The sequence below is a fragment of the Bradyrhizobium sp. LB14.3 genome (assembly GCF_040547985.1).
In the GTDB taxonomy this organism is placed as follows: Bacteria; Pseudomonadota; Alphaproteobacteria; order Rhizobiales; family Xanthobacteraceae; genus Bradyrhizobium.
This window is the reverse complement of the sequence record NZ_JBEPQT010000037.1, coordinates 33,548-47,370: the sequence shown is the minus strand read 5'-3', so window position 1 is coordinate 47,370 and position 13,823 is coordinate 33,548. Positions and strand designations below refer to the sequence as shown.

Below are 13,823 nucleotides of genomic sequence, written 5' to 3'. Positions count from 1 at the left end.
ATGATCGAGCAACATCGTCGTCTCCAGGTTGGGTGGTATTGCAACCTCAGTCTGGCCTCAGACTTGGTCGCTATCCACTCCCCATGGAATCTTCGTCGCAAGGGCTCCTCGCAATGACCGAGCGTGATTAAGGGCATCGTTCATTCAGATTCCATTTTCATCGCAAGGCACACCTTCCTGCAGACACACCTTCGCCTCCTCGCGGCGCATTTCGCCCGAGCTTTGCCTGATCGCATCGCCCTCGTCGTGACAAGGGCGCAGGGAAGGCCGGGCGCCGGCTGGCACCCAGGTCCGTGCGCAGGAAGATGCACACGGGGTGGACCACAGGTCAGCCAATCGCCCGGCCTTCCCTGCGCAATGGTTTACGGCTTACTTCGTGCTCTCCTCGGGGAGCGATGCACTATTGCCCCCGTCGCCGAGCGGATCGCTGATGCGCACGCCCGGTCGGGCAGCAACATCACCGCTGGACTTGACGCACAGACCCCGGGCGTCAGGACCACACGACTTGACCGTCCGCGCACATTCTCGCTGGGACTTCGAGAGCTGGCGTGTGCTCACGCCCGAAGCCATGCGAAAACGCTGTCGGCATCGTGTCGTACGCGCGGTGGTGACTGCTCACGGCAAGGCCGCCCTGCAATTCCGATCGCGCCCGACGCCGTCGCGTCCATCGCTACCCTGCCCGCCGTTCGTGACGATCGCGATCCGTCCCTTGTCTCGGCCAGGGTGGTTCGTCTGTACGGTAAATCAGAATTTCGGTAAAGTGGAATATTTTTGGTGCGGAGGATTGACAGGCGAGGTGGGGGAATTGCGCGGAGTGTTTTGCCCGACGGGTGACAAGGCTGCGGCTACTCCGCCGACAGCCGCACCATCTGGCGGCCGCCGTTTATTTCCTTGAGGCTGTTGACGAAGTTTTCCGGCCGCTGCCAGCGGTAGGGGACCTTCAATCCCATGTACTCGGCGATGTCGCCGATGAAGCCGGTGCAATTGGTGGTCTCGGCGTTCCAGACCGGCGAGCTCGCCTGCAATTTCTTGATATAGGCAAACACGCGCTTGGCGTCGGCTTCGTTCAAATAGACGCGGTAGTTCGCGGTCAGATAGTCCGGGTCGAGATCGCCGTAACTCGCGCCGGTCTCCGCCGGCACCCAGGTGAGGTGACCAAGCACATAGGCCCAGGTGTCGCCGGCGGGCGTGAGCCCTGCCACCTCGACGGCGCGCTCGCTGGTCTTGCCGTACCAGACGAAGGCGTGGCCCCAGCTCGCGGCCGTGCGGGCGCGGAAATCGACGTAGTACGGACCTTTCTCCGCGCGCGCGACCGCGCGCCGCGTCGATGGCGGCGCCGGCCGCGATACGGTGTCGGTCGTGGCAAGCGCGTTTGCGTCAGCAACGCGCTTGTTCGCTTCGTGGGCCGAAGCCGAGGGTGTCGTACACGCGATCATGGCCGCGAGCGCAAATCCCGCAAGGATGCAGGGTCCCGATCGATCAGGTTTGTTCGTCACGCTGTGCCCCTCGACTGTCGGCCGCTTACGCCAAGTCTGCGCTTGCTTCTTCTGCGCGTACTTCGCTAACGCGTCAGTAGCGCGCCGCGACCGGGCCGGGCGCCTTGCCGATCGGGGCCTTTCCAACCGGGCTCTTGCCAATCGGCATCTTGCCGATCGGCGCCTGCTCCGAATAGACGGGAACGGGCTGGCGCCGCGGCAGATCCGCAGCATTCGCAACCGTCACCAGAGCAAGCGTAGCACCCACGACAAATACAATCTTCTTCACAGTCATACCCCTAGAAGGTTTGGTCCAAACACGGCACCGCCGTGCCCCCAGACACGCCTCACAGAAGGGCGGCCGAATGCGTCCACAGTGCGGCATCCGCGCGACATGTTGGCGGCATCTGCCGGGCGCGTGGAGATGTGATGTGTCTGAACGTTTCGGAGCACGCGGCTCGCAGGATGAGTTGAACGCAGCGAAACCATCCTACGCAGCTCGGCCTCACCCGATCCGGTTCAGGCTACTCCGAATCGCCGATGTCTTTCCGCAATCCGTCGAGCGCGTTGAAATTGTCGAAGATGCGGGCGAGGCGGTCTTCGACCTCGCGCTTGCTCTTGGTCAGCGCATCGACGCGCGAGGCGAGGGTGACGTCGCCGCTCGTCTCGATCTCGCCGACGGTTTTGGCGAGGTGGTCGCGGGTGGTGCCGACGTCCGTAATCAGAGCCTCGATGCCGAACACCGGGGCCTTCAGCGGGACGAGGTCGGCCTGCGGCTTCGACAGCTCCGTCTTGAAGGCGTTCAGCGTCGCCAGCGTCTCCTGCAACGCGCCGAGGCGCTGGCGCGAAAGGGTCGCGGGGCTTGCCCGGACGTTTCCGGTAGCGCGATCCACGGCTGGTTGCGTCAGCCGATCGGTGGAGGGGCGGTGGAGAGTACCGGATTTTCCCGAATTGGAACGGGCGACGTCAGGTCCCCTTGGCCGTCATTCCGGGGCGGCGCGTAGCCCGAGCCCGGAATCCATCGAACGACAGAGATTGCGCTACAGCCGAAACTCGTTGGTCAACTCGCCGATGCCGTCGATCGCGACGGTCACCGTGTTCACCGGCTCTTTCATCACGCCGACGCCGACGGAGGTGCCGACGGCAATGAGGTCGCCGGGGAGCAGGGTCATGTCGTGGGAGATCTTGCTGACCAGTTCCTGCGCGGTGAAGATCATGTCCGATATCGGATAGTTCTGCCGCTCCGCGCCGTTGAGGATGGTGCGGACCACCAGCTCGGCCGGATCGAGACCGGTGGCGATGACGGGGCCGAACGGGCCGTAATCGTCGATGCCCTTGGCGCGAGCCCATTGCGGGAACGTGGGATCGCTGGTCAGGATGTCGTTGGCGGTGATGTCGTTGACGCAGGTGTAGCCGAAGATGAAGCTGTCTGCTTCCGCCGGCGAGACGCGGGCGCAGGTCTTTCCGATGACGATGCCGAGCTCGCCCTCATATGTTGTCTTGCCGTCGTAATAAGAGGGACGGCGGATCACGGCGCCAGGTGTCGTGATGCTGGTGATGGCCTTCAGCAGATAGAGCGGCTCCGGTGGCTCAGGCTGGTTGAGCTTGGCCGCGAGCGCGTGAAAATTATTCCAGAGCGCGACGATCTTGCTGGGCGCGCAGGGCGCGAGCAGCTCGACCTCCGACAGTGCCAGCGTCTTGCCGGTGGCTGCATGGCGGCCGAACATCTCGCCCTCGTGCACGCTGATGCCTGACGAATTCAGCGTGCCGAAGCCGGTCGCACCGCTGTTGCGGAAGCGGAGCCATTGTTTCATCTCGCCAACCATCATGCCACCGCCAGTGCGCGTGGATCTGATGGCGTCGTGATGCCGTCATAGAGACCGGCGATGCGGGCGCGTTGGGTCACCATCGCCAGCACCGAGTCGAGCGCGGGGGTGGCGACGCCGGTGAGGCGGCCCATCTCCTGCACGACGGTGACGAGCGGGTCGATCTCCATCGGACGGCCGCGCTCGAGATCCTGGAGCATCGAGGTCTTGTGCGCGCCGACCTTGCGCGCGCCCTCGATGCGGCGCTCGACGTCGACGCGGAATTTGACGCCGAATGTCTCGGCGATGCCTTGCGTCTCCATCATGATCGCGCGGGACAGCGCGCGGGTGGCCGGATCGGTGCAGATCACGTCGAGCGTTGCGTGGGTCAACGCGCTGATCGGGTTGAAGCAGACATTGCCCCACAGCTTCAGCCAGATCTCGTCGCGGATGCGGTCGAGCACGGGCGCTTTCAGCCCGGCGGCGACGAAGAGATCGGCGAGGCGTTGCACGTCCGGGGTGATTTCACCGGAGGGCTCGCCGAGCGGGAAATTGTTGCCGTAGACGTGGCGGATCACGCCGGGCGCCTCGATTTCGGTGGCGGGATAGACGATGCAGCCGATGGCGCGCCCGGCGCCGATTTCGCGCCACTGCCGTCCGCCGGGGTCGATGCTCTCCAGCGTCGCGTTCTCGTATTGGCCGCCGTGCTTGTAGAAGTACCAATAGGGGATGCCGTTGACGGCGGTGACGATGCGGGTGTGGGGTCCGAGCAGCGGCTGCATCTTCTCGATCACGCCGGTGATCGAGTGCGCCTTCAGCGTGATGATGATGTAATCCTGCACGCCGAGCTCGGCGGGATCGTCGGTGCAGCGCGGATGCACGGTGTGCTTCTCCTCGCCCGCGAGCAGCGTCAAGCCGCGCTCGCGCATCGCGGCGAGGTGGGCGCCGCGTGCGATGAGACTGACGTCGGCGCCAGCGCGCGCGAGCTGAACCCCGAGATATCCGCCGATCGCGCCGGCGCCGTAGATGCAGATCTTCATGGAATCCTCGCGGGACCAAAATTGGTCGTTCGTTCGATCGTTCACGCCACAGGCTCTCTGCACCTCTCCCGCTTGCGGGAGAGGTCGACGCGCTCGAAGAGCACGGCGGGTGAGGGCTCTATCCTCTTGGGGAGTCTTCCTAGCGGAGAGACCCTCTCCCCAACCCTCTCCCGCAAGCGGGAGAGGGGGCGCCCTTTTTCCGTGGCTGCAGTTTCAGGAAGTGCGGCGACGCCTTCAGGCTGCTGCTTGCGGCGTGCGGTTGATCGCTTCGTCCATGGCAGCGGCGATGTCGCGCATGCTGACGACCGAGACCAGACTGTAATCGTCGATGACAGGCAGGTGGCGGATGTGATTCTGGTTCATCAGATGGCGGATGTGCTCGATCGTGTCGCTCGACGTGCAGGACACGAGCTGCTGCACCGAGACCAGTTGCGAGACCTTGACGTTGACGGCATTGGCGCCGTGCTCGGCGACGGCGCGCACGACGTCGCGCTCGGTGAACATGCCGACCGCGGTGTTACCCTCGGAGCGGACCACGTCCTTCACCACCAGTGCGCTGATATTGTTGGCGCGCATCAGCTTGGCGGCGATACCCACCGTTTCGTTCATTCGCACCGTGACAACGCGCGGTGTCTTCTTGCGCAGAATGTCTCCGACCAGCATTGCAACCTCCCTGGGTGAATGTTGGGGCAAGTGTGGTATACATAATGCCAATGGTCAAGCGTTGGATTTGGCTGATCCGAAAAATCTTGCGGCAGCACTGCTGACGTTTGCCGTTCCCCAAAAGCAAAAAAGAAAGGGGCGCATCGCTGCGCCCCTTTCTCAACCGGGCAAGGTGTGTGGCCGTTACGCCGTCTCGGTCTTGGCGTTAGCCGTCGCGGCGTTGACGCTCTCGGCTTCCTTGCCGAGGATGAAGGAGCGGCGCATCGGCTTGATCACGAACAGCGCCATCAGCGCCGCCGTCGCGTTCAGCGCCACCGCGACCACGAACACGGCTTTCCACCCGTACGTCGCCGAGATCACGCTGGCGAGCGGAACGAGCAGGGATGCCGTGCCCTTCGCGGTGTAGAGCATGCCGTTGTTTGTGGTTGCGAACTTCGAGCCGAAGGTGTCGCCGCAGGTGGCGGGGAACAACGAGTAGATCTCACCGAACACGCCGAAATAGACCGCGGTCGCGAGCACGAAGACGACCGGCACGTGGCCATAGGACGACAGCGTCAGCAACATCAGCGCGGCGGTGCCGAAGGCGATGAACATGGTGTTCTCGCGGCCGATCGTGTCGGAGACGAAGCCGAAGAAGGGGCGTCCGAAACCGTCGAAGATGCGGTCGAGCGAAATCGCGAACGTCAGTGCCGCCATCTGGAAGCCTGCAAGCGTCACCGGCGCGTCGGCGATCTTGAAGTCGTGCGCGATCGGGGCGATCTGCGCCGCGGTCATCAGGCCGCCGGAGGCGACCATGACGAAGACGAGATACATCACCCAGAAAATAGGGGCGCGCAGCACCTGCGGCGGGGTGAAGTCGATCTTGGTCTGCGGCAGATTGAGCTGCCTCTTCTTCGGCGGGATCGAAATCCGCGGCGGCTGGATGAAGAAGGCGAGCACGAAGACGATCACGCCCTGGCCGATGCCGAAGGTGAAGAACGCGTGCTGATAGCCGCTCGTTGCGATCATGGTCGCGATCGGCACGATGGTGAGCGCGGCGCCTGCGCCGAAGCCGGCGGCAGTTGCGCCGGCGGCAAGGCCGCGGCGGTCGGGAAACCACTTCAGCGCGTTGCCGACGCAGGTGCCGTACACCGCGCCCGCACCCATGCCGCCGACAATCGCGGCCGCATAGAGCAAAGTGAGGCTATCGGCGTAGGAGTTGAGAATCCACGACAGCGTGATCATGACGCCGCCGAACATGATGACGAGGCGCGGGCCGTATTTGTCGACGAACCAGGCCTCGATCGGCACCAGCCAGGTTTCGGTGACAACGAAGATGGTGAAAGCGAGCTGGATCGCGGCGCGGCCCCAGTGGTGCGTGTGATCGATCGGATCGACGAACAGCGTCCAGCCGTATTGCAGATTGGCGATCATCGCCATGCAGACGATGCCCATGACGAGCTGGAGCCAACGGAAACCTGTGCGAAGAGGCGCGGCCGTGACGGCGCCGTCGGTGCCGGAAATCATCAAGAACCTCCCAAGCGCCTGTCTGTTCGACACCGGTTGCAAGATGACCTGATGTCGCAATATTGTGGCTTATCGTCGCAAGCGCGGCGGGGACCTTGGTATACCATATTCCAGATTGCAAGCCCTAACTTGGCGCCCTGGTGACAAAAGGCGGGTTCCATTGGGAAAAATTGGGCTCGCGAAAGCTTCGCGCAAAACGAAAACGCCCGGCCTGAGGCCGGGCGTTTTGCGCAAGAAGCGCTTTTGGAGCGTGTGTCAGATAGTCGATTGCGCGACCACGACCTTGCGCCAGGGCTTGAGCACCGCGATCGCCAGCGCCGAGGCCAGGATGTTGGCGCCGGCCGCGATGATGAACACGTGGTCCCAACTGCCCGACGACTGCTGCATGTAGTTGCCGATCGGGACCAGCAGCGAGGCCGTACCCTTCGCCGTGTAGAGCAGGCCCGCATTGGTGGTCGCGAACTTGGCGCCGAACGTGTCGGTGCAGGTCGAGGGGAACAGCGAGTAGATCTCACCCCAGGCGAAGAACACGAAGCCCGAGAGCAGCACGAACCAGAGCGGATCGTGGCCCCAGAGGTAGAGCATCCAGATGCCGATGCCTTCCATACCGAAGGCGATGAACATCGTGTTCTCGCGTCCGATCATGTCGGAGATCCAGCCGAAGAACGGACGCGTCAGGCCGTTGAGCACGCGGTCGATCGTGGCCGCGAAAGTCACCGCGGTCATCGTCACCGCCATCAGCGTGACCGGCACGTTGTCGACCTTCCAGTCGAGCGCGATCGGCTTCAGGTTCGCCGTCACCATCAGGCCGCCGGCGCCGACGATCACGAACATGAAGTACATCAGCCAGAAGATCGGCTGACGCAGGACCTCGGTCGGCTGGTAGTTGCGGCGCGTCTGCACCAGCGCGGCGTTCGCGACCACGCTCGGCACCTGACCTGCTTTCGGCGCGAGCAGGAAGAAGGCGAGGATGCAAATGACGATGCCCTGGCCGAGACCGAAATAGAGGAAGGTGGTCTGGAACCCACTATCCTTGATCATGGCCTGGATCGGCGCGACCGTGAGCGCGGAGCCCGCGCCGAAGCCGGCAGCCGTGATGCCGGCGGCAAGGCCGCGCTTGTCAGGAAACCATTTCAGCGCGTTGCCGACGCAGGTGCCATAGACGCCGCCCGCGCCGATGCCCGCGATGATCATGCCGAGATAGAAGCCGTTGAGCGTGGTGGCCTGGGCATTGATCGCCCAGCCGATGGCGCACAGCACGCCGCAGATGAGTACGACGAGGCGCGGGCCGTATTTGTCGACGAACCAGCCTTCGACCGGCACGAGCCAGGTCTCGAACAGCACGAACAGTGTGAAGGCCCATTGGATCGACGCGCGATCCCAGCCGAATTTCTTCTGGATGTCGGGGACGAAGAACGTCCAGCCGTATTGATAGTTGGCGATCATCACCATCGCCCCGACCCCGACCGCCAGTTGCGTCCAGCGATACGTGTCGCTAACGCGCGCAGCTGTAGGGGCGGTTGCTTGCACCATGTCCGTCATAAAGCCTCCCGTGGCGCCTCTCATTTTTCTGCGAGCGCTGGAACGGCATTCTTGTATGCATTATGCCAAGCTTCAAGCGCTGGTCCGGTGACCGTGCGCAAATGCCGCAGTACCTTGACCGGTTGCGGCTGTGACTCAGGCCAGCACAAGTAGAAATGGCCCCGTCCTGCGGGGCCATTCATCAAAAGTAGTATGCGAACCGGTCTGAAACCGTCGCGCTCCTGGCAGCGCGGGCTTACAGGCCGAAACGGGGGAGGTCGCCGTTGTGATTCGAAATCTCGGCGCTCGCCATCAGGAGGCGGTCGATCGTCGCCATCAGGCGGGCGAACAGCGAGGAGGACGGTGCGAGAGCGACGGCAGCGGTCTTGGACATTGGAAATCCCTTCTTGAGACGGTCAGTATTGCTGTCTCATTTCAAAGGACAATCTATGTATACCAGATGCCACTGTCTACGCATGCCATTGCATGGCAGCATGCGATATCCCGCATTGCAACATAACGCGGGTTAATGGGGCCGTTTCGCGCTTAACGTCCTCCTGGACAGCCGAAACGCGGTGTTTGGCGGTCCGGCAGGGTCTTGGCAGGGCAAGGTCTTGGCAGGGCAAGGTCTTGGCAGGGCAAGGCAAAGCCGTTAGTGGTCTGCCCCCTTCCAATCATCTGTCAGAGTGGTTCATGTCGAGCGCCTCGCCCGCCGTCTCGATCGGCATCGATTTTGGGACCAGCAACACGGTCGTAGCCATTGCAGCGGACGACCGCCGGGTCGAGGCCATCCGTTTCGACCATGGCGGACAGCGCCACAGCGTCTTTGTCTCGGCGCTGTGCTTCTGGGAGGACCGGCCGGGAGCCGGGGCCCAGGCCGAAGGCGGCCCTTGGGCGATCGAGCAGTTCCTCGAAGGGCGCCACGTCTACCGCTTCCTCCAGTCGTTCAAGACCTTCGCGGCGAGCTCGAGCTTCAACACCACCCAGGTGTTCCGGCAGCGCTACAAGTTCGAGGATATTCTGGCGGCGTTCCTGCGGACGCTGGCGCGCCATGGCGGCGACAAATTCGGCTTCGAGACGTCGACCATCACGGTCGGCCGCCCGGTGCGCTTCGCCGGCGGCAATCCCGACGAAGCGCTGGCGATGCAGCGCTACCGGGCCGCGTTCGAGCGCCTTGGCGCCGGTCACGCACGCTATGTCTACGAGCCGGTCGGCGCCGCGTTCTCCTTCGCCCGCCGGCTGGAGCGCGACGCCACCGTGCTGGTCGCGGATTTTGGCGGCGGCACCAGCGATTTCTCCGTGATGCGTTTCTCGCGCAAAGGCGGCAGCTTGCGTGCCGAGCCGCTCGGCCATGCCGGCATCGGCATTGCGGGCGACACCTTCGATTACCGCATCGTCGACCATGTCGTTTCGCCGCGCCTCGGCAAAGGCTCCAGCTTCCGCTCGTTCGACAAGGTGCTGCCGATCCCCACCGGCCACTATACCAATCTCGCGCGCTGGCATCAGCTCGCAATGATGAAGAGCAACGGCGACCTGCGCGAGCTCCGGGAGCTTGCGCGCACGGCGGTGAAGCCGGCTCTGCTCGAGGACTTCATCACCATCGTCGATCTCGACCTCGGCTTTTCGCTGTATCGCGCGGTGTCCGACGCCAAGGTCGCGTTGTCGGCGCAGGATCAGGTCGAATTCCGCTTCAAGGGCGGCGGGGTCGACATTGGCTCGACCATTACACGGAAGAATTTTGAAGCCTGGATTGCCGACGATATCGCGAGGCTCGGGGCCACCGTCGACAAGGTGCTGGGCGAAGCCGGCATCACCGCGCGCGAAATTGAGAAGGTGTTTTTGACCGGCGGCACGTCCTTCGTGCCCGCTGTCCGAAAACTGTTCGCCGAGCGGTTCGGCAACGAACGGCTGATGTCGGGCGACCAGTTCGAGTCGATTGCCTACGGCCTGGCCTTGATCGGACACAGCCCCGACCCGGAGCGCTGGACCGCAAGCGGCGGTCTGGAGTCGAGGGTGGGCGCGTAAGCGCTGTGAGACTGGGCTCGATCGCTTGCTCCGCTTCCGGACAGGACTATCGCATTCAAGGCTGTTCTCTGCCGCCCATCCTTCGAGACGCCCGCCTTTGGCGCGCGCTCGGCTCCGCTTGGGACGCTACTGGTTGATCTCGGGCTCGACGAGCTTCGCCAGATTCCGCAGCGACTCCTGCCAGCCGAGATAACAGGCCTCCGGCGGGATGACGTCGGGAATGCCGGCCTGCGTGATATCCACCTCGGTGCCGACGGATACTTTCTTCAGCAACACCGTCACCTGGATCTCACCCGGCAGATTGGGGTCGTCGAACTTGTCGGTGTAGCGGAGACGTTCGCCGGGGATGAGCTCGAGATATTCGCCGCCGAAGGCGTGGCTGTTGCCCGTCGTGAAGTTACGGAACGACATCTTGAACGTGCCCCCGACCTTCGGCTCGAAATGATGCACGGTGCAGGCAAAGCCATTCGGCGGAAGCCATTTCGCCAGCGCATCCGCCTCCAGAAAAGCGCGATAGACTTTCTCGGGGCTGGTCGAGAGAACGCGGTGCAGGCGGACAGTGCTGGGCATGATCGTTCTTCCTCATGAATCGTTGGGCTCGACCTCAGCGTCTATTGCCCATTCATGTCTAGATGACGAACGAGATACTTCCGATCCGACAGTGCGTCTCGAATTTCTATTGGGGATGCCTGGCGAGAGCTGGCAGACTGCCGCCATCCTGCGGCATCGTGCCTACTCCGATCGTCCTGACGCGGGCGTATCTCGCCGTCGAGTTCCTGAGGCATGGGGTCCGGCCAATCCTTGAATCCGGCCAAGCCTTGAAGGCTGGCCGAGCCATGAAGGCTGGCCAAACGCCTTGGAATCCGCCCAAGCCTTGCAAATGAGGCAGATGTGGTATACGTTAGAGCTGTTCGTTCAGCCGCTGTGCCTTGTTGAATGTGCCCGCGGGCTCCTTTTCCATAGACATCGACGAATTGACTTGGTTCTGCGTGACTATCGCGCGGGGCGCGCGCGTATGCGCTTTGGAGAAGAAAATGACGACAGGTACTGTGAAGTGGTTTAATGGCCAGAAGGGCTTTGGATTCATTCAGCCGAACGACGGCGGTAATGATGTGTTCGTTCACATCAGCGCGGTCGAACGGGCTGGTCTTGCGGGTCTCGCAGAGGGCCAAAAGGTCAACTTCGAGCTCAAGACCGACAAGATGCGGGGCAAGGTCAGCGCAGAGAATCTCTCGCTGGCTTAAAGCCCTGGTGCCGTTTCACGGATGTACTGAAACGGCCACGCCACCCGCTCGATCCCAGGATTGAGCGGGTTTTGTCTGTTGCAGAGCAGGGTGAATAATGAGCGCCAGGAAATCGGCCGAACCATCACCTGAAGCCATCGCGCGCACCAATCGTCAGCGTTTGGCTGCCGAAGAAGGCGTGCGAGCCATGGCGGATGCCGAAAAGCAAGCCGTCGATGTTCGCAAGAACATGGCGCGGCTTCGAGAGCTGCGCCGGGCCAAGGAAGCGGCCGACGCGACCCTTCAAGCGTCGTTGCCGGCGCCTGTCCCCGCGAAGCGCAAGAAGAAGCTGCCGCCATAGCCGGCACTAAAAGCGCCGACGAAAATCTGGAGAGGGCCGGTCACATGCCAAAGAGTGCGGGTCGTGCCTAGAATCAAGTCGGACAGCGGTGGCACAATCACTTTCTTTCTCGCGCTTGGCGCGGGCCGGCAAATGTGTCGACTTGCCACCACGTTCCTGACGCAGAAGCAGGCCTTCAGCTATCTTCAAAAGAACCGAACGGAATTAGAGCGCGTCGCGCGGACTCGGCTGGCCCTAGGCGAGCTTGAAGACGGGATCGTCGTGCTCTCGATGCTTTAGATCGGGGTCGATTTCGATGCCAGGCTTCCAGCGCGTTTGCGATCGGAAGCTGGTTCAGAGCGGCTCCTAATCGGAATCTTTTCCCGGCTTGGCTTCGCGGGCCAATCGCTCGGCTTTCAGCCGCTCCCGGTTCTCGTTGAAGGAGTTCTGGTCCTTCGCATAATCATTCACCGGCTTTTGGGTTGTGGTTGGCTTGAACGCCTTGTTGGCTTCACGCTTGGCGCGATCAGGGGATTGATCTTTCAACATTTCGATCTCACTTTCATCAACGTTCGTGGTTCGACCGGGACGCGACGCCTTCGTCTCGCATCCTGCATGACTAGGCCTCGCCTTCCAGGGAGAAGGCGGCCAGTTCTTCAGCGGTATGCAGGTCTTTTGCGAGGCGTTCAGGCACTCGCTATGGCCGCGGCACGCCCGCATTTGAGAGCACACCGGTCGAGATAACAACGGCCGGCTGCCGCATCGGTTCCCCAAGATTAGTCCTTATTCGCTTTGGCGGGTCAACCCAGGAAACGTGCCGATTGCGCGACATGGTTCATCTCGGCGCCAGCAAAAAGGCCGCCGAAACCGGCGGCCTTCTGTTTTCTCGGGTAGCTCCGCTTACTCCGCGGCCTGCTTCTGCGGCGGATCGAGCGCGCCGGACTTGTGGATGTCGGCGACCTGGTGGTCCGAGAAGCCGAGTACGCTGCGCAGGATCTCGTCGGTGTGCTCGCCGAGCAGCGGGGAGCGCGCCACGTCGCTTGGGGAGTCCGACAGCTTGATCGGGTTGCCGACCGAGATGTACTTGCCGCGGGTAGGGTGGTCGACCTCGACCACGGTGCCGGTCGCGCGCAGCGACTGGTCCTCGGCGATCTCCTTCATCGACAGGATCGGGCCGCAGGGGATGTCGTCCTTGTTGAGGATTTCCATCGCCTCGAACTTCGTCTTGGTCATCGTCCACTGTTCGATGCGGCCGAAGATCTCGTTCAGGCGCGGCAGGCGGACGGCCGGCTTGGCGTAGTTCGGATCAGTCTTCCAGGTCGGCTCGCCGATCACGTCGCAGATCTTCTCCCAGACCGGGGCCTGGGTGATGAAGTAGATGTAGGCGTTGGGATCGGTCTCCCAGCCCTTGCACTTCAGGATGCGGCCGGGCTGGCCACCGCCGGAATCGTTGCCGGCGCGCGGCACGGCATCGCCGAACGGAATGCCTTCGCCGAACTGGCTGTATTCCTTCAGTGGGCCATGGGCGAGGCGCTGCTGGTCGCGCAGCTTGACGCGCGCGAGGTTGAGCACGCCGTCCTGCATCGCGGCAGTGACCTTCTGGCCCTTGCCGGAATGGGTGCGCTGATAGAGTGCGGTGACGATGCCGAGCGCCAGATGCAGACCGGTGCCGCTGTCGCCGATCTGTGCGCCGGTGACCAGCGGAAGACCGTCGCGGAAGCCGGTGGTGGAGGCGGCGCCGCCGGTGCACTGCGCGACGTTCTCGTAGACCTTGCAGTCTTCGTACGGTCCGGGACCAAAGCCCTTGATCGAAGCGACGATCATCTTCGGGTTGATCGCCTGGATCTTCTCCCACGGGAAGCCCATGCGGTCGAGCACGCCGGGGCCGAAGTTCTCGACCAGCACGTCGCACTTCTTGATCAGCTCGGTGAGGACTTCCTTGCCCTTGGGGTTCTTGGTGTCGAGCGTAATCGAGCGCTTGTTGTGGTTGAGCATGGTGAAATACAGGCTGTCCACGTTCGGGATGTCCTGCAGCTGGCCGCGGGTGATGTCACCCACGCCCGGACGTTCCACCTTGATCACGTCGGCGCCGAACCAGGCCAGCAGCTGCGTGCAGGTCGGTCCGGACTGGACGTGGGTGAAGTCGAGAATGCGAACGCCCTCAAGCGCCTTGGTCATCGTGTTGCTCCGTACTCTGTCTGCCCCTGCCAACCGCAGGGAATAAA

16 protein-coding genes are annotated in these 13,823 nt (G+C 62.9%); 4 read left to right on the top strand and 12 right to left on the bottom strand.

What is annotated here, in order from left to right; all coding sequences use genetic code 11:
- Positions 1-845 precede the first annotated feature (845 nt).
- From ABIB00_RS35305 to ABIB00_RS35265, 9 genes are all read right to left on the bottom strand, one after another.
- Complete coding sequence (locus tag ABIB00_RS35305; protein WP_354107534.1) at positions 846-1,496, bottom strand: hypothetical protein; 651 nt, start codon at positions 1,494-1,496, stop codon at positions 846-848.
- A gap of 73 nt (positions 1,497-1,569) precedes the next feature.
- Entirely contained in the window at positions 1,570-1,770 is a 201-nt protein-coding gene (locus ABIB00_RS35300; protein ID WP_007608336.1) for a hypothetical protein, read from the bottom strand.
- Between the two features lie 229 nt (positions 1,771-1,999).
- A complete protein-coding gene (locus tag ABIB00_RS35295) occupies positions 2,000-2,368 on the bottom strand; it encodes a hypothetical protein (RefSeq protein WP_354107533.1) in 369 nt (122 codons plus the stop codon).
- Positions 2,369-2,515: 147 nt separating this feature from the next.
- Positions 2,516-3,304, bottom strand: coding sequence for a fumarylacetoacetate hydrolase family protein (locus ABIB00_RS35290; RefSeq protein ID WP_354107532.1), 789 nt, complete (start codon positions 3,302-3,304; stop codon positions 2,516-2,518).
- Positions 3,301-4,320: a 2-dehydropantoate 2-reductase gene (locus tag ABIB00_RS35285; RefSeq protein WP_354107531.1), complete on the bottom strand. Its 1,020-nt coding sequence runs from the start codon at positions 4,318-4,320 to the stop codon at positions 3,301-3,303. The genes ABIB00_RS35290 and ABIB00_RS35285 overlap by 4 nt, the downstream gene beginning before the upstream one ends.
- 234 nt (positions 4,321-4,554) lie before the next feature.
- Positions 4,555-4,983, bottom strand: a complete 429-nt coding sequence (locus ABIB00_RS35280) for a CBS domain-containing protein (protein WP_354107530.1) — start codon at positions 4,981-4,983, stop codon at positions 4,555-4,557.
- 183 nt (positions 4,984-5,166) lie between these two features.
- Positions 5,167-6,489, bottom strand: a complete 1,323-nt coding sequence (gene oxlT, locus ABIB00_RS35275) for an oxalate/formate MFS antiporter (protein ID WP_247444996.1) — start codon at positions 6,487-6,489, stop codon at positions 5,167-5,169.
- 255 nt (positions 6,490-6,744) lie between these two features.
- Complete coding sequence (gene oxlT / locus ABIB00_RS35270) at positions 6,745-8,031, bottom strand: oxalate/formate MFS antiporter (protein WP_247350002.1); 1,287 nt, start codon at positions 8,029-8,031, stop codon at positions 6,745-6,747.
- A 235-nt stretch (positions 8,032-8,266) separates the two neighbouring features.
- Positions 8,267-8,404, bottom strand: a complete 138-nt coding sequence (locus ABIB00_RS35265) for a hypothetical protein (RefSeq protein WP_247350003.1) — start codon at positions 8,402-8,404, stop codon at positions 8,267-8,269.
- Between the two features lie 299 nt (positions 8,405-8,703).
- On the opposite strand from ABIB00_RS35265, the gene ABIB00_RS35260 reads away from it, so the two are divergent.
- Complete coding sequence (locus ABIB00_RS35260) at positions 8,704-10,035, top strand: Hsp70 family protein (protein WP_354107529.1); 1,332 nt, start codon at positions 8,704-8,706, stop codon at positions 10,033-10,035.
- Between the two features lie 126 nt (positions 10,036-10,161).
- Here the strand turns inward: ABIB00_RS35260 and ABIB00_RS35255 are convergent, their stop codons facing one another.
- Positions 10,162-10,605 carry an SRPBCC family protein gene (locus ABIB00_RS35255; RefSeq protein ID WP_354107528.1) on the bottom strand — a complete coding sequence of 148 codons (444 nt, stop codon included), beginning with the start codon at positions 10,603-10,605 and terminating at the stop codon, positions 10,162-10,164.
- 464 nt (positions 10,606-11,069) lie between these two features.
- Here ABIB00_RS35255 and ABIB00_RS35250 point away from each other — a divergent pair, with 464 nt between their 5' ends.
- From ABIB00_RS35250 to ABIB00_RS35240, 3 genes are all read left to right on the top strand, one after another.
- Positions 11,070-11,279: a cold-shock protein gene (locus tag ABIB00_RS35250; RefSeq protein WP_007593324.1), complete on the top strand. Its 210-nt coding sequence runs from the start codon at positions 11,070-11,072 to the stop codon at positions 11,277-11,279.
- A 97-nt stretch (positions 11,280-11,376) separates the two neighbouring features.
- Positions 11,377-11,619, top strand: a complete 243-nt coding sequence (locus ABIB00_RS35245) for a transcriptional regulator (protein WP_354107527.1) — start codon at positions 11,377-11,379, stop codon at positions 11,617-11,619.
- Positions 11,620-11,673: 54 nt separating this feature from the next.
- Positions 11,674-11,898 carry a hypothetical protein gene (locus tag ABIB00_RS35240; protein WP_354044482.1) on the top strand — a complete coding sequence of 75 codons (225 nt, stop codon included), beginning with the start codon at positions 11,674-11,676 and terminating at the stop codon, positions 11,896-11,898.
- Between the two features lie 66 nt (positions 11,899-11,964).
- Here the strand turns inward: ABIB00_RS35240 and ABIB00_RS35235 are convergent, their stop codons facing one another.
- Both ABIB00_RS35235 and frc read right to left on the bottom strand, forming a co-directional pair.
- Positions 11,965-12,147: a hypothetical protein gene (locus tag ABIB00_RS35235; RefSeq protein ID WP_247444991.1), complete on the bottom strand. Its 183-nt coding sequence runs from the start codon at positions 12,145-12,147 to the stop codon at positions 11,965-11,967.
- 351 nt (positions 12,148-12,498) lie between these two features.
- A complete protein-coding gene (frc, locus tag ABIB00_RS35230) occupies positions 12,499-13,776 on the bottom strand; it encodes a formyl-CoA transferase (RefSeq protein ID WP_354107526.1) in 1,278 nt (425 codons plus the stop codon).
- Between the last annotated feature and the right edge of the window lie 47 nt (positions 13,777-13,823).

What these genes read in the sequence shown, in the direction of transcription:
- ABIB00_RS35265 (WP_247350003.1), bottom strand. Translation starts at nt 8,404, where the DNA reads ATGTCCAAGACCGCTGCCGTCGCTCTCGCACCGTCCTCCTCGCTGTTC.
- ABIB00_RS35250 (WP_007593324.1), top strand. Translation starts at nt 11,070, where the DNA reads ATGACGACAGGTACTGTGAAGTGGTTTAATGGCCAGAAGGGCTTTGGA.
- frc (WP_354107526.1), bottom strand. Translation starts at nt 13,776, where the DNA reads ATGACCAAGGCGCTTGAGGGCGTTCGCATTCTCGACTTCACCCACGTC.
- ABIB00_RS35285 (WP_354107531.1), bottom strand. Translation starts at nt 4,320, where the DNA reads ATGAAGATCTGCATCTACGGCGCCGGCGCGATCGGCGGATATCTCGGG.
- oxlT (WP_247444996.1), bottom strand. Translation starts at nt 6,489, where the DNA reads ATGATTTCCGGCACCGACGGCGCCGTCACGGCCGCGCCTCTTCGCACA.
- ABIB00_RS35235 (WP_247444991.1), bottom strand. Translation starts at nt 12,147, where the DNA reads ATGTTGAAAGATCAATCCCCTGATCGCGCCAAGCGTGAAGCCAACAAG.
- ABIB00_RS35280 (WP_354107530.1), bottom strand. Translation starts at nt 4,983, where the DNA reads ATGCTGGTCGGAGACATTCTGCGCAAGAAGACACCGCGCGTTGTCACG.
- ABIB00_RS35245 (WP_354107527.1), top strand. Translation starts at nt 11,377, where the DNA reads ATGAGCGCCAGGAAATCGGCCGAACCATCACCTGAAGCCATCGCGCGC.
- oxlT (WP_247350002.1), bottom strand. Translation starts at nt 8,031, where the DNA reads ATGACGGACATGGTGCAAGCAACCGCCCCTACAGCTGCGCGCGTTAGC.
- ABIB00_RS35260 (WP_354107529.1), top strand. Translation starts at nt 8,704, where the DNA reads ATGTCGAGCGCCTCGCCCGCCGTCTCGATCGGCATCGATTTTGGGACC.
- ABIB00_RS35300 (WP_007608336.1), bottom strand. Translation starts at nt 1,770, where the DNA reads ATGACTGTGAAGAAGATTGTATTTGTCGTGGGTGCTACGCTTGCTCTG.
- ABIB00_RS35290 (WP_354107532.1), bottom strand. Translation starts at nt 3,304, where the DNA reads ATGATGGTTGGCGAGATGAAACAATGGCTCCGCTTCCGCAACAGCGGT.
- ABIB00_RS35255 (WP_354107528.1), bottom strand. Translation starts at nt 10,605, where the DNA reads ATGCCCAGCACTGTCCGCCTGCACCGCGTTCTCTCGACCAGCCCCGAG.